Source organism: Mucilaginibacter kameinonensis, assembly GCF_003675385.1.
Lineage (GTDB): Bacteria > Bacteroidota > Bacteroidia > Sphingobacteriales > Sphingobacteriaceae > Mucilaginibacter > Mucilaginibacter kameinonensis.
In genome coordinates, this window is sequence record NZ_RCWZ01000004.1 from 1118765 (window position 1) to 1140661 (window position 21897).

At 41.7% G+C, this 21897-nt stretch carries 15 protein-coding genes and 1 pseudogene; 7 read left to right on the forward strand and 9 right to left on the reverse strand.

The features are described 5' to 3' along the window. Positions 1-13: 13 nt before the first annotated feature. Entirely contained in the window at positions 14-826 is an 813-nt protein-coding gene (locus tag EAH55_RS22945) for an enoyl-ACP reductase FabI (protein WP_114939146.1), read from the forward strand. Between the two features lie 73 nt (positions 827-899). Here EAH55_RS22945 and EAH55_RS22950 read toward each other — a convergent pair whose 3' ends face one another. Beyond that, a complete protein-coding gene (locus EAH55_RS22950; RefSeq protein ID WP_114939147.1) occupies positions 900-1301 on the reverse strand; it encodes a hypothetical protein in 402 nt (133 codons plus the stop codon). A gap of 146 nt (positions 1302-1447) precedes the next feature. On the opposite strand from EAH55_RS22950, the gene EAH55_RS22955 reads away from it, so the two are divergent. Beyond that, positions 1448-2557 (forward strand): carboxypeptidase-like regulatory domain-containing protein, encoded by a 1110-nt coding sequence (locus EAH55_RS22955; protein WP_121811693.1) that lies wholly within the window; start codon positions 1448-1450, stop codon positions 2555-2557. A 147-nt stretch (positions 2558-2704) separates the two neighbouring features. Here the strand turns inward: EAH55_RS22955 and EAH55_RS22960 are convergent, their stop codons facing one another. Then, entirely contained in the window at positions 2705-5239 is a 2535-nt protein-coding gene (locus tag EAH55_RS22960; protein ID WP_112573332.1) for an ATP-dependent Clp protease ATP-binding subunit, read from the reverse strand. Positions 5240-5764: 525 nt separating this feature from the next. Here EAH55_RS22960 and ettA point away from each other — a divergent pair. Continuing rightward, positions 5765-7447 carry an energy-dependent translational throttle protein EttA gene (ettA, locus tag EAH55_RS22965; protein ID WP_112573330.1) on the forward strand — a complete coding sequence of 561 codons (1683 nt, stop codon included), beginning with the start codon at positions 5765-5767 and terminating at the stop codon, positions 7445-7447. Between the two features lie 167 nt (positions 7448-7614). Here the strand turns inward: ettA and EAH55_RS22970 are convergent, their stop codons facing one another. The 7 genes from EAH55_RS22970 to EAH55_RS23000 all read right to left on the reverse strand — a co-directional run bounded on the left by EAH55_RS22970 (position 7615) and on the right by EAH55_RS23000 (position 17448). After that, complete coding sequence (locus tag EAH55_RS22970) at positions 7615-8424, reverse strand: SDR family oxidoreductase (RefSeq protein ID WP_114939152.1); 810 nt, start codon at positions 8422-8424, stop codon at positions 7615-7617. 328 nt (positions 8425-8752) lie between these two features. Continuing rightward, positions 8753-10075, reverse strand: coding sequence for an MFS transporter (locus tag EAH55_RS22975; protein ID WP_244228313.1), 1323 nt, complete (start codon positions 10073-10075; stop codon positions 8753-8755). Positions 10076-10299: 224 nt separating this feature from the next. Beyond that, the gene (locus tag EAH55_RS22980; protein ID WP_121811694.1) at positions 10300-11679 is read right to left on the reverse strand and encodes a M20/M25/M40 family metallo-hydrolase; all 1380 of its coding nucleotides are present in this window, start codon (positions 11677-11679) and stop codon (positions 10300-10302) included. Between the two features lie 116 nt (positions 11680-11795). Next, entirely contained in the window at positions 11796-13676 is a 1881-nt protein-coding gene (locus EAH55_RS22985) for an ABC transporter ATP-binding protein (RefSeq protein WP_114939154.1), read from the reverse strand. 150 nt (positions 13677-13826) lie between these two features. Then, complete coding sequence (locus tag EAH55_RS22990) at positions 13827-14813, reverse strand: glycosyltransferase family 2 protein (protein ID WP_162997004.1); 987 nt, start codon at positions 14811-14813, stop codon at positions 13827-13829. Beyond that, positions 14806-15819, reverse strand: coding sequence for a glycosyltransferase family 9 protein (locus EAH55_RS22995; RefSeq protein WP_121811696.1), 1014 nt, complete (start codon positions 15817-15819; stop codon positions 14806-14808). Before EAH55_RS22995 ends, EAH55_RS22990 begins: the two co-directional genes overlap by 8 nt. Before the next feature lie 339 nt (positions 15820-16158). Next, positions 16159-17448: an aminopeptidase P N-terminal domain-containing protein gene (locus EAH55_RS23000; RefSeq protein WP_121811697.1), complete on the reverse strand. Its 1290-nt coding sequence runs from the start codon at positions 17446-17448 to the stop codon at positions 16159-16161. 148 nt (positions 17449-17596) lie between these two features. Here EAH55_RS23000 and EAH55_RS23005 point away from each other — a divergent pair, with 148 nt between their 5' ends. The 4 genes and pseudogenes from EAH55_RS23005 to recG form a co-directional block, all read left to right on the forward strand. Then, positions 17597-18961 (forward strand): OmpA family protein, encoded by a 1365-nt coding sequence (locus tag EAH55_RS23005; RefSeq protein ID WP_114939158.1) that lies wholly within the window; start codon positions 17597-17599, stop codon positions 18959-18961. 138 nt (positions 18962-19099) lie between these two features. Further along, complete coding sequence (locus EAH55_RS31035) at positions 19100-19243, forward strand: DUF6728 family protein (RefSeq protein ID WP_162997005.1); 144 nt, start codon at positions 19100-19102, stop codon at positions 19241-19243. Further along, the gene (locus EAH55_RS23010) at positions 19240-19617 is read left to right on the forward strand and encodes a RidA family protein (protein ID WP_112652792.1); all 378 of its coding nucleotides are present in this window, start codon (positions 19240-19242) and stop codon (positions 19615-19617) included. Before EAH55_RS31035 ends, EAH55_RS23010 begins: the two co-directional genes overlap by 4 nt. Positions 19618-19777: 160 nt before the next feature. Then, positions 19778-21886: pseudogene (gene recG, locus EAH55_RS23015) on the forward strand (ATP-dependent DNA helicase RecG); the annotation flags it as partial. Positions 21887-21897 lie beyond the last annotated feature (11 nt).

The window sequence follows — 21897 nt, forward strand, 5'->3', positions numbered from 1 at the left end:
AAAAACTTAACAAATGGCTTATAATTTATTAAAAGGTAAAAAAGGCATCATTTTCGGTGCGCTAAATGAGCAATCAATAGCCTGGAAAGTGGCACAACGCGCTGTACAGGAAGGTGCTGAAATTGTATTATCAAATGCCCCTATTGCTTTACGCATGGGTGAACTCAATAAACTGGCCGAAGAATGCAACGCGCCTGTTATTGGTGCCGATGTTACCAATGGTGATGATATCAATAACCTGTTCACCAAAACCATGGAACATTTTGGCGGCAAGGTTGACTTCATCCTGCACTCGATAGGCATGAGCGTTAACGTACGCAAAAACATTCCATACTTTGAAAACAACTACGAATTTACCCACAAAGGTTTCGATATATCTGCATTAAGTCTTCACCGCATTTTGCAGGCTGCTATGAAACATGACGCCATTAACGAATGGGGATCTGTATTAGCATTAAGCTACATCGCTGCTCAGCGTTATTTCCCAGGCTACAATGACATGGCCGATAACAAAGCGGTATTAGAAAGCATTGCCCGTAACTTTGGTTATGAATATGGCATGGCTAAAAAAGTACGTGTTAACACTATTTCTCAGTCGCCAACCCGCACTACTGCAGGTTCAGGCGTTAAAGGCTTTGACGGCTTTATTGAATTTGCCGAAAAAATGAGCCCGCTTGGTAATGCTGATGCCGATCAGTGTGCCGATTACTGCGTAACCCTGTTTAGCGATTTGACTAAAATGGTGACTATGCAAAACCTGTATCACGATGGTGGCTTCTCATTCACCGGCGTAACCCAGGCGGTTATTGATCAAATGGCTAAGTAATACCATATTGTTACTAAATGAAAAAGGAGCTTTTGCAAATGCAAAAGCTCCTTTTTTATCTGTTCAGAGTGCCTTACGGTACCAAAACTATTTTAAGTTTTAACGGGCCAGGGATGCCTGAGCCGGTAGGAATACTTCCATCAGCGTTTTGAGCATCTATATATAGTGTTCCTTTAGCGTATACAAACCGATAGCTAATTCCTCCATATACATCAGGTAATTGCTCATAAGCTCCATCTTCATCCAAATACACTAAAACAGCACCGTGATTATTGTAATAATCTGTGATTTCAGGCACGGCTAAAGTTGTAGTATAGCCATGAACGCTATTAGGATCGGAAGTATTGTCAAGCACAAAATTTGGCGTGGTATCAAAAATGGTAGTTGCGCTTGGGCTTGTGGTTACATACTCCTTTTTACACGATGTTGCGGCAAGTACAATAGTGCAGCAAATTAAAGTCAAGATTTTTTTCATAAAGTATTGCGTTAGTTATTATAACTGTATGAACAAAAAATTGTTCAAAGGTTTAAACGTTTTTTAAATTATTTTATTTCAAATATTATTTCAGCCCTTTTTTGCGACACGCATTGATAAACTAACATTTTAGTTTAATTTTAGCTATGCGTAAATCCCTGTTGCTTTTGTTGATATTATTACCTGCTTGCTGCTTGGCCCAGGTAAAAATTACCGGGAAAGTGATTAACATGACAGATACCAAACCGGTACCTAATGCCAGCGTATTTTTAAATAATGCCCAGGTGGGCAATAAAACAGCCGAGGATGGTACATTCACGCTAAGTAATGTAAAGCCAGGCAAATATGATTTTATCATATCCATAGTAGGCTACGAAACCTATACTTACAGCCTTCAGGCGGGCAGCTCCAATATCGATCTGGGTACCATCAGCATTATTCCTAAAACTTTTCAGCTTAATGAGGTTAAGATCAGGCCAGATCCTAACCGTGAAAAATACTACAATATATTCAGGCAGCAATTTTTGGGAACATCCGATAATACAGCCCAATGCAAGATCCTGAATTCTGATGTACTTGATTTTGATTACGACGATGTAACTTATGTGTTAAAAGCATCTTCGCATGATTTTCTGGAGATCGAGAATAAAGCCTTAGGCTACCGGATCAGGTATAAGCTAACTAACTTTAATTATAATCCTGCTAAAGCCATGCTGTATTACGAGGGAATCTCCAACTTTGAAGATCTTAAAGGCAGCGAAAAACAGAAACGCAGATGGCACAAACAAAGGCAAATAGCCTATCTGGGTTCAAGCATGCATTTCTACCGGGCAGCGATTAAGGATAGCCTCAGCAAAGAAAATTTTGTTGTCATGCGCCTGATCCGTAAACCTAATCCCAATTATCATGGCGGACCAAATAATAAATACCAGCAAAGTCTTGTCAACAAGCCTTTAGACAGGCCCGATTTTTTCTATACAACAGACCAGGAAGGCCTATTTGCCATAGGCTTTACCGATTGCCTGTATGTGATGTATACTAAAAAAGGTCAGGACCCATCCGCCAGTAATATCCAGGCGTTCAATATGCCTAACAACGCTACAACCATTATTTCCTTCGATGAGCCACATGCTTTTTTTGACAACAACGGCATAGTAGCCAATCCCCATTCAATTGTATACGAAGGTGATTGGGGCATACGCCGCGTTGCCGAAATGCTGCCGGTTGATTATGAGCCGGTGGTGGAGAAGAAATGAGTCTGAACTCGAATTAAACGAATTAAGAGAATTTGTTTTGCATTCTACCCATTCATTTAATTCAAAAAATTCGAGTTCTGACAAAAACAAAAGCCCCGTTTCGAAAAATCGAAACGGGGCTTTGATATTATTTATAGGATTACAAAATTACTTTTGTTCTTCCTGTTCTGGCTTTTTGCTTTCGCCTTTCCTGTCGGAGATTTTGATTTCCTTGGTTTCGGTATCAAAATCAACTACCATTACATCACCTTCGGCTAATTCACCTTTAAGGATCTCTTCGGCAATTGGATCTTCCAGGTATTTCTGGATGGCGCGTTTAAGTGGCCTTGCACCAAATTGCGAATCGTAACCTTTATCGGCAATGAAATCTTTAGCTGCTTCGGTAAGCTCAATTTTGAAACCTAAGCCATTTACACGGCTAAACAGGTAAGCAAGCTCGATATCGATGATCTTGAAGATCTCTTCTTTACCTAATGAGTTAAATACGATAACATCATCAATACGGTTCAGGAATTCAGGTGCAAAAGCACGTTTCAAAGCATTCTCGATAACACCGCGTGAGTGGCTTTCGGCCTGTAAAGTTTTAGCGTTGGTACTGAAACCTACACCCTGACCAAAGTCTTTCAACTGACGGGCACCAATGTTTGATGTCATGATAATGATAGTATTCCTGAAATCAACCTTACGGCCCAATGAATCGGTAAGCTGACCTTCATCCAATACCTGTAACAGGATATTGAATACATCAGGGTGAGCTTTTTCGATCTCATCCAATAAAACTACCGCATATGGTTTACGACGTACTTTTTCGGTTAACTGACCACCTTCTTCATAACCTACGTAGCCCGGAGGCGCACCTACTAAACGAGATACCGCGAATTTCTCCATGTACTCGCTCATGTCAATCTGGATCAGCGCATCTTCAGTATCAAACATAAAGCGGGCAAGCTCTTTGGCAAGCTCGGTTTTACCAACACCTGTAGGACCTAAGAATATGAATGAACCAATTGGCTTTTTAGGATCTTTCAAACCTGCACGTGTACGTTGTATAGCACGGGTCAGTTTTTTGATAGCTTCATCCTGACCAATGATCTTGCTGGCAACAGTATCGCTCATATGCAACAGTTTTTGGCTGTCGGCCTGACCAACACGTTGTACCGGGATACCGGTCATCATTGAAACCACTTCGGCAACATTATCTTCGGTTACGGTGTAACGTTTAGATTTTGTTTCGGCTTCCCAAACAGCTTTTGCCTGGTCAAGCTCAACTAAAAGGTTTTTCTCAGTATCGCGCAGTTGTGCAGCTTCTTCATATTTCTGGCTGCGAACAACTTTGTTTTTCTCAATCTTGATCTGCTCAATCTTTTGCTCAATATCCAGGATGTTTTGAGGCACGTGGATGTTGGTTAAGTGAACACGTGAACCTGCTTCGTCAAGCGCATCAATAGCTTTATCTGGCAAAAACCTGTCGGTGATGTACCGGGTAGTTAAGTTAACGCAAGCGTTGATTGCTTCAGGAGTATAAGTAACACCGTGGTGCTCTTCATATTTATCCTTAATGCGGTTCAGTATCTCAATAGTTTCAGTCGGTGTAGCCGGCTCAACCATTACTTTTTGGAAACGACGGTCCAAAGCGCCATCTTTTTCAATGTACTGGCGATATTCATCTAAAGTGGTTGCGCCAATGCATTGTATCTCTCCCCTCGCCAAAGCTGGTTTAAACATATTTGACGCGTCAAGCGAACCTGAAGCACCACCAGCACCTACTATAGTATGGATCTCGTCAATAAATAAAATTACATCAGGTGATTTTTCCAGTTCGTTCATTACCGCCTTCATACGCTCTTCAAACTGGCCACGGTATTTGGTACCTGCAACCAATGAGGCTAAATCAAGTGTAACTACACGCTTATTGAACAATACACGTGATACTTTGCGCTGAACAATGCGCAATGCAAGACCTTCGGCAATGGCCGATTTACCTACACCCGGCTCACCTATTAATATAGGGTTGTTCTTTTTACGGCGCGATAGAATTTGTGATACCCTTTCGATCTCTTTTTCACGACCAACAATTGGATCCAACTTGCCATCTTCGGCGGCACGGGTTAAATCGCGGCCAAAGTTGTCAAGCACCGGCGTTTTTGATTTAATGTCAGATACTTTTTTAGGCTGACTAAATGACTCTTCTTCCTTAAAGTCATCGTCGCCACCTGTAGGTGATCCCGGCATTTCGTCAGTAACATCGTTTTTATGTGATTCAACTTCGCCTTTAAATACTTCGTAGTTCACGTTGAACTGTACAAGTATTTGAGAGGCAATGTTGTCTTCATCGCGAAGAATAGACAGCAGCAGGTGCTCTGTACCAATCACATCGCTTTTAAATATTTTGGCTTCCAGATAAGTTATCTTCAATACTTTCTCGGCCTGTTTTGTTAACGGGATGCTGCCGATATGTACGTTTGTTCCAATAGTTCCCTTTACTGCATCCTCAACGGCGCGGCGAAGTTTTGCGGTATCAACGTTCAATCCTTTCAGCAATTTAATTGCTACACCATCCCCATCGCGGATAAGCCCCAGCAAAAGATGTTCAGTACCTATATAGTCATGCCCAAGACGTAATGCCTCTTCCCTGCTATATTGAATAACATCTTTTACCCTCGGCGAAAATTTAGCTTCCATATATACCTTTCTAATTATTGAACGCCCTAATGTATAAATTATGTCTTTATAAATTACGACGCCTGTTTTACTTTCATCAACAATATTGCCAACATTTAAAGCTTTGCAGAAACAGACATTGTTATGATACGCAATGTATCAAAGATTAGTGCCAATCAACAGTTTTTACCTCAAAAGCCCACTGCTAAGTGTTTTTTTTACAATATACGAACGAAACTTACCTGTTTGATATAAATATCCTAAAAAAGTTTAAACAAATTTCAAATATTTAATAACATTTCCACCAATTACGGCATTTCGTCATAAACATGACAATTAGGCATTAGCCTTGTAATTATCGTCATATATACTATATACGGTGAATGCCCGGCGAGGGTTGTGTAACTTCGTTTAAGGTTCAATTAAATTTAAATTAACATTATAACTCAAAAATCAGCCTAAAATTACTACTCCTAAACATTAATCTGCGACTGCCGTTTCATCTATTTTATCCATATTTGAATTTCTATTTATTGATCAATTATAATGGCAGACGAAAAGATAATTTTTTCAATGGCCGGGGTTAGCAAAGTTTATCCCCCGCAAAAAACAGTATTAAAAAACATATACCTGTCGTTTTTTTACGGCGCAAAAATTGGCGTTATCGGCTTAAATGGTTCTGGTAAATCGTCATTGCTTAAAATTATTGCAGGCATTGATAAAACCAATATAGGCGAAGTTGTTTTTTCTCCGGGCTACACCGTTGGCTATCTGAGCCAGGAACCGGAACTTGATCCTGAAAAAACTGTACGTGAGATAGTTGAAGAGGGTGTTGCCGAAACCACCGCCTTACTGAAAGAGTACGAAGAGATCAACGAGAAATTCGGTCTTCCGGAGTATTACGAAGATGCCGACGCCATGGAAAAACTCATGAACCGCCAGGGCGAATTGCAGGATAAAATTGATGCTGTAAATGCATGGGAACTGGATAGCAAACTGGAACGCGCAATGGATGCCCTTCGTTGCCCTGAGCCTGACACCAAAATTTCGGTATTATCGGGTGGCGAGCGTCGTCGTGTGGCTTTGTGCCGCCTTTTATTAAAAGAACCGGATGTTTTATTGCTTGATGAGCCAACCAACCACCTGGACGCCGAATCTATTGATTGGCTGGAACAACATTTACAACAATATAAAGGAACAGTTATCGCTGTAACGCACGACAGGTATTTTCTTGACAATGTTGCAGGCTGGATCCTGGAACTTGACCGTGGAGAAGGTATCCCATGGAAAGGAAATTATTCCTCATGGCTGGATCAGAAAGCCAAACGTTTGGCGCAGGAAGAAAAGAGCGAGAGCAAACGCCAGAAAACCCTTGAACGCGAGCTGGAATGGGTACGCATGGGCCCGAAAGGCCGTCATGCCAAATCAAAAGCTCGTTTAGGCAATTACGAAAAACTGGCTTCCGAAGAAACCAAAGAACGCGAAGAAAAACTGGAGCTGTTTATTCCGCCGGGGCCGCGCTTGGGTAACGTGGTAATTGAAGCCAATAACGTAAGCAAATCATACGGCGATAAACTATTGTTCGATAACCTGAGCTTTTCATTGCCTCCGGCCGGTATTGTTGGCATCATCGGCCCTAACGGTGCCGGTAAAACCACGCTGTTCCGTTTAATCACCGGGCAGGATCAGCCGGATGCTGGTACCTTCCGTGTTGGTGAAACCGTAGCTTTGGGTTATGTAGACCAGATGCACGACGACCTTGACCCTAACAAATCTGTTTGGGAAAACGTAACCGGCGGCCTGGAAACCATTATGGTAGGTAACCGTCCGTTAAATTCAAGGGCTTATGTATCCAAGTTTAACTTTAACGGTGCCGATCAGCAGAAAAAAGTGGGTGTACTATCGGGCGGTGAGCGTAACCGTGTTCACTTGTCCATTACCCTCAAAAAAGGATCAAACGTATTGTTGCTGGATGAGCCTACCAACGATATCGACGTAAATACTTTACGCGCGTTGGAAGAGGCCCTGGAAAACTTTGGCGGCTGCGCCGTAGTGATCAGCCACGACCGCTGGTTCCTTGATCGTATCTGTACGCACATCCTGGCCTTTGAAGGTAACTCACAGGTTTACTTCTTTGAAGGTAACTATTCTGATTACGAAGAAAACCGCAAAAAACGCTTAGGTGATGTTGCTCCGAAAAGGATCAAGTATAAGAAGTTGACGGCGTAAGGCTTTCAGAAAAAATGTCATTGCGAGCGAAGCGTGGCAATCGCAAGGAAGTAAAGCCACTCTGTATAGCATGCGATTGCTTCGTCGTTCCTCCTCGCAATGACATATGGTTGTAAAAGAAATGCCACCCAAACCGGGTGGCATTTTTTATATCAATTAAGTATATCTTACTTTATCCCGTAATGATCATTCATCAGTTTCTCGAACAAACCACCCGGTAATATCGCTTTAAGCGTAGGCACAATGGTTTGACCAACTTGCCCAACCAGGTAACGGTGTTTAGGGCTTGACGATGCTACTATCGAAACCAGCTTTTTGGCTAACGACTCCGGACTTGGGGCAATGCTTTCGTCTTTTTCCATGGCAGCAACTGCAGCGTTGTATTCGGTTTCCAGCTTATCGTTTTTGATAGGGAATTTAACTTTCGCGCGGTTCTGGCTAAAGTCCGATTTAAAGTCGCCCGGGTTAAGCAGGGTTACTTTAACACCAGTGTTACGTAGTTCCATCCTTAAGCTTTGTGAATAACCTTCAATTGCATATTTTGAAGCGCTGTACATGCCCTGGTAAGGCAAACCGAATAAGCCGGCCAACGAGCTGATGTTTACGATAAGGCCTTGACCTTTTTCGATCATCGTAGGTAATACCGCAGAACTAACACGGATCACGCCGAAAAAGTTAACCTCAAACTGTTGCTTGGCGCTTTCAACAGGCATAGCATAAGCCGGACCAGTTACGCCGTTACCAGCATTGTTCACCAGTACATCAATTTTACCCTCTGCCTTAATAATAGTATCTATTGCTGCCTTTACCGAAGCATCGTCGGTAACATCAAGTTGAACAGGTTTAAATGATACGGATTTCATACGGTCGAGATTACGCGATGAACCGTAAACCGTATGGCCGGCCGCCTGCAGTGCATTAGCACAAGCTAAGCCAATACCAGAAGATGCTCCTGTTACTAATATTACCTTTTTCATTGTTTGTAAGGGTGAGTTGTTTGTTTGATTGTTTATTGGTTTGTTGATGCCGTTTTCCGGCAGCGTAAAGATGTGAATTTATAATGCAGCAAAACAAGCAGATAAATTAAAATTAATGTTACCTGTATAAAAAATTCATGAGGATTGGATGGAAATTGATAACATCGGCCTGTCAGTCTGAGCCTGTCGAAGACTCGCGCGCAGAGGCCTACCCACCATGCTTCGACGAGCTCAGCATGACACCTCTTTTAAACTGTGTCTGAATCTTCACCCCGGCGCACAGTCACCCTCAGCCCTATCGAAATCACAACCTGTTAAATATTTTCCCTTACGCTTCCTTGATTCCCTCTTCGCCTGGCGCATGGATCTGCTGCAGGGATAATGGGATCAGTTTTTTAGTTTTAAGGTAAGTAATGCCAACGATAAGCATGGTCATACTGCCGCCAAAAATTACCGACGGAACAGTGCCCAGTAATTGAGCCGCCGTACCCGATTCAAATGCGCCAATTTCATTTGATGACCCGATGAACATCTGGTTTACTGCCGATACCCTGCCACGCATATGGTCAGGAGTTAAAAGCTGCATCAGCGTACCACGGATGATTACACTGATGCTATCAAAAGCACCTTCGGTAAAAATGAATACCAGCGACAAGTAAAAATTTGTTGATAAACCGAAACATAAAATTGACAGGCCGAAACCGGTTACGGCAATAAGCAGGTTACGCCACGGCTTACCCATTGGCGAAAAACGCGTCATGACCAGCATGGTAAGTACCGCACCCAATGATGACATGGCCCTCATGACACCCAACCCCTCTGCACCTACCTTTAATATCTCGTTGGCAAAAACCGGTAACAAAGCAACCGCGCCGCCAAAAAATACCGAAAACAGGTCAAGACTCATAGCGCCTATCATCATTTTATTACTAAACACAAAATGGATCCCCTCCGAAAGGCTTTTCCAGATACTTTCTTTAGGAACATATTGTGCAGGATATTTTCTGAGCATGAAAACCAATACCAATGATACCAGCAGCAAAAACAAAATACAGCCAAAAACAGCCGTAATACCTGTTAAACCGGGCACTATCTTATCAGCATAACCATATATCAAACCACCCGCGGCCGGACCTAAAATAGATGCCACCTGCCAGCTGCTGCTACTCCAGGTACTACCATTAGGGTATAATTCTTTAGGGATACTGTTAGCATAAATGGTAAATGTAGCCGGGCCATAAAAAGCGCGGGCCACACCATTGCAAAATATCATGCTATACATGATGGGCACTATCCAGGCTGCATGAATAATATTGCCCATGCTTTTTAGCGTAACAGTAAACATCACCAGGGATGTAAGTAAAACGCCGCTAAAGATCAGCAAAAGCATTTTTCGCTTTTCTGATTTATCGGCAATATAGCCGCCGTACAAAGCAATACCGATAGCCGGAATAGCCTCGCACAAGCCAATATAGCCAAGCGCTATTTTACTATGAGTAATGCTGTAGATGTAAAAGCCGAGGACTACGGCCTGCATGGAATATGCAAAGGTGAAACAAAAACGCATGCCTATGTAAGATCTGAAATCTTTATAACGCAATGCTGCAAAGGAGTCTACTTTCTGGGGTTTACTATCGCCTTCTTCGGTCACTTGTATAGTTTTTTATGATGTGCCGCAAAGGTAGATATTTTTTTGAACCTTGATTAGCAGGATTAAAGGATGAGCTTGAGATGAAGACCGTCTGAACTTGAATTTGGGGGAATTAAGGAATGAACAGAAAACTAATCAGATTCAATAAATTCTTTAATTCGTTTAATTCGAGTTCAGACAACATCATGGTCATCCTCTAATCCTAATAATCATGGTTCAGGTGTTTACAACCCGTGCTGATCAATCAGGTAAATTAATGCTGCCATACCAGCCGCGCCAAGTTCAAGCTCGCGCTTGTTTACGTTTTCGAAAACATCTTTGGCGGTATGGTGCAGGTCAAAATAACGTTGCGAATCCGGGCGGAAGCCAATCAGCACCACGCCTGGCAAAGTTTCCTTCATCGGCTCAATATCGGTACCGGCACCACCTATGGTCAATTTGTCAACATCATAAGGCTCCAGAATTGATTTAAAGTTATCATTCACCTTTTTGATAAAATCTTTCGATACATCGGCAAAGCTGAAACCGCGGGGAGTAAAACCACCTTCGTCGGTTTCAATAGCCGCTATATGCTGCTCCTTGTTTTGGGCAGCCAGTTCGGCATATTTAGAGCCGCCTTTATGGCCGTTCTCTTCATTCATGAAAAGCACAGCGCGTACCGAATTTTTAGGTTTGTATCCTACAGTTTTAAAAATCCTCAGTACTTCAACAGACTGCATTACACCAGTACCATCGTCATGCGCTCCTTCGGCCAAATCCCATGAATCCAGGTGACCGCCAACGGTGATAAATTTGTTCGGATTTTCGGATCCGGTTATCTCGCCAATAACGTTGTATGATTTCACATCGGGCAATAGCTCACAGTTTTGTTTAAAGTAAAATTTTGCCGCAGGGAATTTTCTCAGTTTAAGCATAGCGCTCAATTTATTCGCCGCCTTGGTTGAGATAGCCGCCGCCGGAATTATTTTACTGCCCGGGGTAGCAAGTGTAGCGCCGGTATGCGGATAATCGTCAATAATTTCGGTAAGGGAGCGTACTATTACACCGGCCGCACCAAGTTTGGCAGCAACAGCAGGCCCCATAAAGCGCTGATCGCCGGCGGTACCATAGGCCATACCTGTTTCAATAAAACGAGGATCAAAAGCACGATTAAAGAAAACTATTTTTCCCTTTACCACATTTTCGCCAAGGGATTCAAGCTCTTTGATACTTTTAACTTCTATAACATTGGCAGTGATGCCTGCTTTTGGTGTAGCAATGCTCATCCCCAAGGCAACAATTGGAACCGGGATGCGGGTTTTACCGTCAATAATTGCGGCCTCCTCTTTTGCTCCGCGTACCCAGTGTGGCACCATTACTTCCTGCAGGTAAACTTTGTCAAAGCCGTAGCTATCCATCAGTTTTTTACTCCAGTCAACGGCTTTTTGCGCATTGTCCGAACCACTTATACGCTGGCCAATATTTTTACACAGGTAATGCAGGTTTTCATAACACTGGCCATTAACCAGTGCCTCGTCATACATTTTGCGGATAGCTAATGAATCCTGTGCTTTTACTTGTGCGCACAGTAACACGGCAGAAAATAGAAAGGAAAATTTCTTCATATAAATAGCGGGATCAGTTTCAACAAATATATTATTTGAGCGCTAAAGGACGAACCTGTAATAAAAGAAATTGACCGCCATAAAAAGTGCGCTTACCTCACTTGCAAACTACCAATCTACTCCGCGCTGTTAAAAGCCTGCATATCTATCAGCTTTTTGTAGAGGCCATTGTTTTGTAACAGCTCCAGGTGCGAACCGCGTTCAACAACCCTGCCGTTTTCAAGTACGATAATGGTATCGGCGTTTTGGATTGTGCTTAAGCGGTGAGCTATAATAAGTGAAGTGCGGTTCTTCATCAGGTTATTCAGAGCTTCCTGCACCAGTTTTTCAGATTCGGTATCCAGTGCCGAAGTCGCCTCATCCAGTAGCATAATCGGCGGATTGTTGAGTACAGCGCGGGCTATACAGATCCGTTGACGCTGCCCCCCGGATAATTTGGTACCACGGTCACCTGTGTTAGTTTGGTAACCGTTTGGCGTTTCCATAATAAAATTATGGGCGTTGGCTATCCGCGCGGCGGCTTCAACCTCCTGCTGCGTTACTCCAGTTTTACCAAAGGCTATATTATTAAAAATGGTATCGTTAAATAATATCGACTCCTGGTTAACTACCCCCATTAATGACCTTAATGAATTGGCAGTAACACTCTTGATGTCATGACCGTCGATAGAAATAATACCCGATTGCGGTTCGATAAAGCGCGGCAACAGGTCCATCATGGTTGATTTACCTCCGCCCGACGGGCCAACCAGTGCTACCGTTTTTCCCTTAGGTATTTCAAGGTTTAAATCATGTAACACGTATTTTTCTATCGAAGCCAGCGGCTTGTCATTTTGATCATCCTCTTTTACATCGGGCTTAATGGTATAAGCAAATGATACATTTTCAAATTTGATCTTATCTTCAAAAGCTGAAAGCTCGATGGCGTTAGGTTGATCTACAATTTGTGGTTTCTCATCAATTAAGCTTAACACGCGTTCACCTGCGGCAATGCCCGAGTGAATGTTACTAAATGAATCGGAAATGGCCTTAGCAGGGCGCATCACTTGTGAAAACAAGGCGATGTAACCCACAAAACCTGCCGCCGTGAGTGAGCTTTGATGGCTTATGATTAAAGAACCTCCATATAAAACAATACAGGATACCATCAAAACCCCCATAAATTCAGATACAGGCGAGGCCAGCTGCTGACGCCTGGCCATACTTTTAGTTATCTGTGAATAATTTACGTTTTCATCGTTAAAGCGTTTCTTGATAAAATCCGTTGCATTAAATGCTTTTATTATTTTAACCCCGGATAATGCCTCATCAAGATAGCTGATCATATTGCTATATGTTTTTTGTGAAGCTATGGCCTGTTCCTTTAATTTTTTAACTATTCGTGATATAACAAAGGCCGAAACGGGGATCACCAGCATGGAGAATAACGTAAGTTGATACGAAATCCAGAATAAGCTTGCCAGGTAGGCTATCAGTTGCAATGGCTCTTTAAATATTACCTGTAAAGTTCCTGTAACCGAAAACTGTACAACCTGTACATCGGCAGATATCTTGGCTATGATGTCGCCCTTACGTTCGTTACTAAAATAGCCCGTATGCAGATCCATCACATTGTTAAACACCGTTTTGCGCAAGTTTAGTAACGTATAAATACGCAGGTTTTCCATTATCCTTTGCGACAGATACCTGAATATGTTGCTTAGTAAAACCGAGGCAACAATAATTAAACATACAAACTTCAGCGCACCGGTTTGTCCGTAAGTATGGTTAGCCAGTGCAGCATAATAATCAAAGTTTGCCGACAGGTCTACCCAATGGGCTGGCTTAACAAGTGCTTTATTATGCGATTTTTCGTCAAAAAGAGTTGAAAGAAGTGGCGCGAGCAAAGCAAGGTTTAATGTGCTGAATATTACTGTGAATATAGTACAAATGGCGTAAGGAAATGCGAATTTGCCAATTGGGCGGGCAAACGACAAAAGCCTGAAATAAATCTTCATTAAATAATTTTAAAAGTACAAAGCTAACAGTATTTAATAAATAATGTGAATAGCCATCAGCTTGTGACATTGCAACCAACCACGTTAGCATCCGTTATCTAACGAAACAATAGACGGTAATGCTATTTTTTACCGGTGATTTATTTGTAATCAGGAGGAAAGCACCTGATCGATAGCTGTCCTAATGTTTTCTTTAACCCGATCATAAGGCACATACCTGCCTTTATTAACTGCCTTTTGTTTAAATGCCTGTTTATAAGTTTTCATTGCGGGCAGCTTTTTTAAGTACTGGCGGTATGCATTAAAGTAATAAAATTTACCGCCCATCCATTTCACTGATAGCGACAGGAAGGTAATTAACGACCACAAGTGCAGCCGTATGCCATTCAGGTGAAAAAAATGAAGCAACAGCCTGTTCCGGGTGCTGATAGTTTTGATCTTCTTTTTTGAACTGTGCGATTTTATAGTTGCCGAAACCGCATGGAAGCAAACAGCATTATGCTCATAATAACATTGCCAGCCATTTTCCCAGGCCCTCAACGACAGGTCAAGATCTTCATGGTAAAACGGCGAAAATATTTCATTAAAGCCGCCAAGCTCGTTCAGCTTTTCCCGGTTAACCAATGCGTTGGCGCCGCTTAAATAAAAAGAGTATACCGGGCTATCAGTATTAACAGGTATGTTTTTAAAATGATTGATCTTAAAATAGGAAGGCAACGGATACTTGCATGATTCGGCAACATCGCCGGTACCTTCATCAATGATTTTGCCCATTACACCAAAGGTGCCGGGGTTGTCAAAATATTTTAATTGCGTATCAAAGTAATGTTCATCAAGTTTAATATCGCTGTTAAGCAACAGCACCAGTTCAAGTTTTGCAGAAGCTATACCTTTGTTAATATTGATTGAAAAACCGCTGTTTTCCCGATTTTCGATTAGGATAACATCCGGGTAGTTGGTTCTGACAAATGAAACACTCTCATCGGTAGATGCATCGTCGCTTATTATAACCTCATAAGGGAGCCTGCTGTTTTTTAAGGCCTGGTATACGGAATGAAGGTTTTTACTTAATAGTTTAATACCATTATAATTGGGTATTACAACAGATATTCCTCCATTAATATTGGTATTATCCATTAATAATAAATTTATTATTATACCACGCATTAATTTTTTCGCTTACCATATCTGTAGTTATGCCATTAAGATCAATTGTTTGGCTTTCCAGGTAGCTTGCTTTTTTACCCAACGGGGCCCAGCGTTCGGGATGGATTGGCCGTACAGACGGAAACAATCCAAGTGTATTTATACCAGATGCCGCCGCCACATGTAAAGGGCCCGTGCCCGATGCTAAAAGTCCATCAGCGTTTGCAATAAAGGCAATCAGTTCGTCAAGCGACATTTTGCCTGTCATGTCTGTAACAGTTTCAGGAAGGCCTTTTATCCAGTCGGCCAGTAATTGTTTCTCCTTATCCGATCCGGTAATGATGATATTAAACTTATCAGCAGGCAAACCGGCGATTAGCTTGCCGTAATTCTCAAGTCCCCATTCCATCCCACTCCCGTGTGATTTTGGATGGACGATCAGGTTAAATTTATTTTGATCAAACACATTGCTAAGCGCTTGCGGTAATACAGTCCTGCTCTTAAACTCGTTATGTTCAATTACTGCAGCAAGCGGTTGCACCTCCTTCAGGCCAAAAGGCTGCAGCAAAATAAGGTTAAGCTGGGCTTCATGCAGATTGGATTTTTTACGGCTCAGTTTCACCAGTTTATTACAAGTATACCAATGAAAAACGCGATTAGTCGTTCCTATACGTAATTTAATGCCTGCCCGCCTGCTTAATGTGGCTACGTGTTTATTTGGAAAAACGTGGATTACCGCATCAATGTTTTTCTCCTTTAAATAGGTAATCTGCTCATCAGACGGCAGCTTTTTAAGGTCGTCGTAATTAATAAAGTTATCAACCGCGGTACAACTGTTTATTACAGGCTTTGTATAGGTACGGCCCAAAAATGACACGGTGCTGCCCGGCAAAAGCTCCTTAATATATGCCGCCATTGGCAAGGTAAGCACCACATCGCCAATAGCATCAACTCTGCTTATTAAAACATGTTTAATTGTAGTGTGGTCAATCTGCATTACGGCTTCAGTTACATTTGTATAAAACTGCAATAATAACGATATATTAACTCATGTATTGATAATTTTATCGATTGTTTTTTAAGGCATCTATTCCGCGATATATTAAATCAGGACTGATGTAAATAGAGGCTGACCGAAAAAGCATACAAAGCCTTGAATACAGGATAATGGAAATATGCATAAAAAAAGCTTCAGCCCGATATGGCTGAAGCTTTAGATGAAATAAGCTTTAATCTGTATAGTTTTGTGGATACCTATTGTATAGTATTTGTTTAGTTTAATGTAAACAAAAGATAATCCTTTGCAGATTTGTTTATATTTTATTAACCACAAACACTAACTATTCATGATCTCTTCAATATGATCTGCCTCAACGGGAATGTCACCCATTAAGTCGGTATTGCCATTGCCAGTTATCAGGATATTGTTTTCGAGGCGGATGCCTAATCCCTCTTCCGCAATATAAATCCCAGGTTCGCAGGTTAATATGTTTCCAACTTCAAAAGATTTATATCTGCTTGCGTAATCATGCACATCAAGCCCCAGATGGTGTGATGTGCCATGCATAAAATACTTTTTATACAAGGGTGCGGTTTTGTCCTGCTTTTCAACATCATGGCGGTCAAGTAAACCGAGGCCAATGAGTTCGCTGGTCATGATTTTACCAACCTCATCCTGGTAGTCGTTCCATACTGTGCCTGCCACAATAAGCTTTGTAGCCTCACGCATTACATTTAAAACTGCATTGTAAACCTGGCGCTGGCGTGGGGTAAAACGACCGTTAACCGGTATTGAACGGGTCATATCGGCGTTGTAATTAGCATACTCTGCACCAAAGTCAAGCAATATCACATCACCATCCTTACATACCTGATTATTATCGTTGTAGTGCAATACAATGGCATTTGGCCCTGATGCAATAATAGGGTTATAGGCGTGGCCAGTAGCACGCTGGCGGATAAATTCGTGAATGATCTCCGCCTCTATTTCATATTCAGTTACACTAGGTTTAGTGTATTTTAAAACACGAACAAAAGCATCACGGGTGATGTTGCAGGCCTTTTGAGTGAGCTCAATTTCAATGTCGGATTTGATAACTCTCAGATCGCGTAAAATTGGTGCAGAACGAGTGTAATTATGAAGAGGATACTTTAATTTAAGCGCTTCATACATACGGTAATCACGATAAGGCACAGTATGCGCATACCGGTCATTTTCGTTAGTATTAATGTATATATTTTCGGCATAGTTAATAATGCTATGCAGTATTGTATCATACTCCTGCAGCCAAAAAATGTTCTCAATCCCTGATGCCTCACGTGCTTCTTCTTTGGTGTACTTGTGGCCTTCCCAAATGGCAATATGTTCGTTGGTTTGTCTTAAAAAAAGTACTTCCCTGTATGCTTTATTAGGACAATCCGGATATAAAACCAGGATACTCTGTTCCTGATCTATGCCTGTCAGGTAAAAAAAGTCAGGGTTTTGTTTGAACATAAATGCCTGATCGCCACTACGCGGAAATTCGTCATTGGCATGAAAAATAGCGATGGAGTTGGGTTTTGTTCGCGAAACGAAATTTTTTCTATTATTCGTAAATAAGCTATTCTTTATCGGCAGATATTTCATATTTATCGGTTGAATATTTTATTAAATCATTTTTTTTTAGTTATTTGTGTAACTATTACAATTTTTGGAACAATGTTTGGTCATGGATTCAAACATAATTACTAAATTTGAAAAAAATCACAATTAAAATCGTTTAATCTTAAAAACTATGAATTATTCTACATTAAAGAAAACAGTCGCATTGTCTTTTGCTTCTTTGATGGTTGCGGGTTTGGCTAACGCCCAGTCCGATTCAACCAAAACAACGGCAACTACAACGTCATCTGAAACCACAACAGCCAAGGTATTTGGTGGTTTGGGTCAGTACAGGAAATTTAGCATCGGTATAAACGGTGGCGCAACTTCACAGTCACTGGCAACCGGTGGTTCAACCGATTTCCAAAACAAAAAAATCAGCCTTGGTTACGGTATCTCATTCAAAGAGCAATTGGCACATTCATTTGCTTTGCAATTAGACCTGAACGGTGGTAAAATTAAAGGTGAAAACCCAGTTTCAGCTGCTGGTACTTACCGTGATACTTATGTTAGCTACGATACCAAATTTTGGCAAGCAAGCTTAAGCGCGGTTGTTAACGTTGCTACTATCGATTTCATCCGTCGTAAAAACGCTGTTAACTTCTACTTCAAAGCAGGTGGTGGTTTAGCTTTCTATGATCCAACAATCACTCGTAATGACGGTACTTCTACTTTCACTGGTCACTTTAAAAACAACGGTACCGATGGAACTCACTACGTGAAAGAATTAGTTATCCCTGTAGGTGCAGGTGTTAAATTCCGCTTAAGTGATGTTGTTGCTTTAGATTTGGGTTATACTCAAAACTATGTTGACGGTGACAACTTAGATGGTTTCAAAAGGGCTTACCCTACTAAAGACCACTACTCTTACGCTTACGCTGGTTTAGACTTCACTTTAGGTTCAAAATCAAAACCAGTATTAGAGTGGGTTAACCCAGTAGCTATGATGTATGACGAACTGTATGATGCAGCTTTACGTCAGGAAGTTGAAGCGTTAAAAGGCCGTGTTGCTAACGTTGAAACTGCTGTTAATGACCTGAAAAAAGATTCTGACGGTGACGGTGTTGCTGATCAGTTTGACAAATGCCCAGGTACTGCTGCAGGTAGCGTAGTTGATGGTTCTGGTTGCGTTATCGTATTCCCTAAAGATACTGTTGCTGCTCCAGTTGCTACTGCTTACTCAAACATCCAGTTTGAATTTGATAGCTCAGTATTACGTACTTCATCTTACCCAGTGTTAGATGCTACTTCTGCTGACTTACGTTCATCTGGTGCTGCTGTTGAAGTTGATGGTTTCGCTTCATCTGAAGGTACTGCTGCTCACAACTTATCATTATCTAAAGACCGTGCTAACTCAGTAAAAACTTACTTAGTTAACTCTGGTGTTGATGCTAAGAAAGTGAAAGTAAAAGGTTACGGTGAAACTAACCCAATTGCTGACAACTCAACTGAAGAAGGTCGCGTACTTAACCGTCGTGTTCAATTCAAAAAGAAATAATATCTAATTAAAATATTATTTGCGAAGGCTCCGGATAACCCGGAGCCTTCTTTGTTTTATGCGGTTTTGTGCTCAATAGTTATACCTTATATAATAGGTATAGGTTTACAGCGGCAAAATTTTGCGTAAGTTTGTGTAATGTATTTCTTCAGGAAAAAAGATCCAAACCGTCCCGACAATTTCAATTTGCGGGTGATGCATTTTATAAATGCACTGGCTATTATTATGTTCCTGGCCGGGATCATCTGGAAACTGGTACAGGTATTTATACTTAAAAAATGAAAACAATCATCAATACCAACAATGCACCTGCCCCTATCGGGCCATATAGCCAGGCTACTTTAGCTGGTGGTTTTTTATTTGTTTCGGGCCAGATCCCTATCGATCCTTTGAGCGGTGAGCTTATCAGCAGTGACATCAAGGCAGAAGCAACACAGGTAATGGAAAACATTAAAGCTATTTTAACCGAAGCAGGTTTAGGCTTCGATAACATTGTAAAAACCAGTATCTTCTTAACCGATCTGCAAAACTTTGTACAGGTTAATGAAGTATACGGCACCTATTTTACTACCGATTTCCCAGCCCGCGAAACTATCCAGGTATCTGCTTTACCTAAAGGGGTAAATGTTGAGATCTCGGTTATCGCGGTTAAATAATATTTTGATTTCAGAATTCGGGGTTTCGATTTCGGATATTGGCTGAATCGGAATTAAGAGAATTTATTGAATGAGCAGCATGCTCAGCAAATTCAATAAATTCTCTTAATTCATTTAATTCGAGTTCAGACAATATTCTGTAAATTCTGATTCAGACAACTACCAATCAATGAATCCTTTTCAAACGCCACTTGTTTATTTAAAAGGTGTAGGCCAGTCAAGGGCCGAAGTTTTGAAAAAGGAACTTGAGCTGCACACGTTTGAAGACTTGCTGCGGCATTTCCCGTTCAGGTATATTGACCGCACCCGGTTTTATAAGGTAAGGGAAATCAGGGAGGAGTTACCTTACGTGCAGGTACTGGCCCGGATAGTGAGTAAAGAAGTTGTAGGCGAAAAACAAAGCCGCCGCCTGGTAGTAAAGGCTAAAGACGATACCGGTATTATAGAACTTGTATGGTTTAAGGGCATTAACTGGATTGAGAAAACCATCATCCCCGGCAAGGTTTATATACTGTTTGGCAAGCCAGGCTTTTTTAATATGATGCCCCAAATGGCGCATCCCGAAATGGAATTATATGTGCCGGGAGCCCAGAAACAAGGTAATCTTTCTTTACAACCTGTATACAATTCAACAGAAAAGCTCAAGCAATTTTCGCTGGATACCAAAGGGATCCAGAAGTTAACCGCCTCATTGCTTGACCAGCACGCTAAGGACATTCGGGAGAACCTGCCTTCATATATTATCAACCAGTTTAAACTGCTCGACCGGGCCGATGCTTACCGTAACATCCATTTTCCGGGTGATGCTACTTTGCTTAACGAAGCCTTGATCCGTTTGAAGTTTGAAGAGTTGTTTTTCCTTCAGCTCAAATTACTTAAGAATAAGCTGTTGCATACCCAAAAGTTTAAGGGAAATGTGTTTGATAAGGTTGGGCATTATTTTAATGAGTTTTACCACAACAAACTACCTTTTACGCTGACTGATCCGCAAAAACGGGTATTGAAAGAGATACGACAGGATACCCAGCGCGGTATACAAATGAACCGCCTTTTACAAGGAGACGTAGGCAGCGGTAAAACCGTAGTAGCATTGATGAGCATGCTTATTGCTATTGATAATGGTTTTCAAACCTGTATCATGGCGCCTACCGAGATCCTGGCCACTCAACACTATCAAACCATTAAAAGTTTGGTGGGCGACGATTTTATTGAAGTTGCATTGTTAACCGGTTCTACCAAACAGAAAGACCGTAAAGTACTGCATCAAAAACTTGAAGACGGCGATCTGAAAATACTTGTTGGCACGCATGCGCTTATTGAGGATAAGGTGCAGTTTAAAAACCTTGGCTTTGTGGTAATTGATGAGCAGCACCGTTTTGGCGTTGAACAGCGCTCAAAGCTTTGGCGTAAAAATATCATCCCCCCACACATCCTGGTAATGACGGCCACTCCTATCCCGCGCACGCTGGCCATGACATTGTATGGCGATCTGGATGTTTCGGTAATTGACCAGTTACCTGCCGGGCGTAAGCCAATTAAAACCGTCCATTTTTTTGAAAACCAGCGACTGCGCATGTTTGGTTTTATGAAACAGGAGATAGCATTGGGCAGGCAGATCTACGTAGTATATCCGCTGATACAGGAGAGTGAAAAACTCGACCTGAAGAATTTGGAAGATGGTATCGAGGCCATGTCGCGCGAGTTCCCATTGCCCAACTACCGATTGAGTATTGTTCACGGCAAAATGAAGCCTGCCGATAAAGATTTTGAAATGCAGCGTTTTATTAAGCACGAAACGCAGATCATGGTGGCCACCACCGTTATTGAGGTAGGCGTGAATGTGCCTAATGCCTCAGTGATGATCATTGAAAATGCCGAACGTTTTGGCCTATCACAGCTACACCAGTTAAGAGGCAGGGTTGGGCGTGGTGCAGAGCAATCCTATTGCATTTTAATGAGCAGTCACAAACTGAGTAACGATGGCAAGATCAGGTTGGATACGATGGTAAAAACCAACAACGGTTTCGAGATTTCAGAGATAGACCTGCAATTGCGTGGCCCCGGCAATATTGAAGGCACCCAGCAAAGTGGCGTAGTTGATTTAAAGCTGGCCAACCTGGCCACCGATCAGGAACTACTTTTTAAAGTACGCAAATGTGTTGAAACCATATTTGAGAAAGACCCACAACTGGCACATCCCGAAAACCAAATATTGCACCACGCTTTTGAAGTAAAAAGCGCAGGGCTAAGCTGGGATAAGATATCATAAAGCGATTAGTA

What these genes read in the sequence shown, in the direction of transcription:
- ettA (WP_112573330.1), top strand. Translation starts at nt 5,765, where the DNA reads ATGGCAGACGAAAAGATAATTTTTTCAATGGCCGGGGTTAGCAAAGTT.
- EAH55_RS22990 (WP_162997004.1), bottom strand. Translation starts at nt 14,813, where the DNA reads ATGGATAATACCAATATTAATGGAGGAATATCTGTTGTAATACCCAAT.
- EAH55_RS23005 (WP_114939158.1), top strand. Translation starts at nt 17,597, where the DNA reads ATGAATTATTCTACATTAAAGAAAACAGTCGCATTGTCTTTTGCTTCT.
- EAH55_RS22955 (WP_121811693.1), top strand. Translation starts at nt 1,448, where the DNA reads ATGCGTAAATCCCTGTTGCTTTTGTTGATATTATTACCTGCTTGCTGC.
- EAH55_RS22950 (WP_114939147.1), bottom strand. Translation starts at nt 1,301, where the DNA reads ATGAAAAAAATCTTGACTTTAATTTGCTGCACTATTGTACTTGCCGCA.
- EAH55_RS22960 (WP_112573332.1), bottom strand. Translation starts at nt 5,239, where the DNA reads ATGGAAGCTAAATTTTCGCCGAGGGTAAAAGATGTTATTCAATATAGC.
- EAH55_RS22995 (WP_121811696.1), bottom strand. Translation starts at nt 15,819, where the DNA reads ATGCAGATTGACCACACTACAATTAAACATGTTTTAATAAGCAGAGTT.
- EAH55_RS23000 (WP_121811697.1), bottom strand. Translation starts at nt 17,448, where the DNA reads ATGAAATATCTGCCGATAAAGAATAGCTTATTTACGAATAATAGAAAA.
- EAH55_RS22945 (WP_114939146.1), top strand. Translation starts at nt 14, where the DNA reads ATGGCTTATAATTTATTAAAAGGTAAAAAAGGCATCATTTTCGGTGCG.
- EAH55_RS23010 (WP_112652792.1), top strand. Translation starts at nt 19,240, where the DNA reads ATGAAAACAATCATCAATACCAACAATGCACCTGCCCCTATCGGGCCA.
- EAH55_RS31035 (WP_162997005.1), top strand. Translation starts at nt 19,100, where the DNA reads ATGTATTTCTTCAGGAAAAAAGATCCAAACCGTCCCGACAATTTCAAT.
- EAH55_RS22980 (WP_121811694.1), bottom strand. Translation starts at nt 11,679, where the DNA reads ATGAAGAAATTTTCCTTTCTATTTTCTGCCGTGTTACTGTGCGCACAA.
- EAH55_RS22970 (WP_114939152.1), bottom strand. Translation starts at nt 8,424, where the DNA reads ATGAAAAAGGTAATATTAGTAACAGGAGCATCTTCTGGTATTGGCTTA.
- EAH55_RS22985 (WP_114939154.1), bottom strand. Translation starts at nt 13,676, where the DNA reads ATGAAGATTTATTTCAGGCTTTTGTCGTTTGCCCGCCCAATTGGCAAA.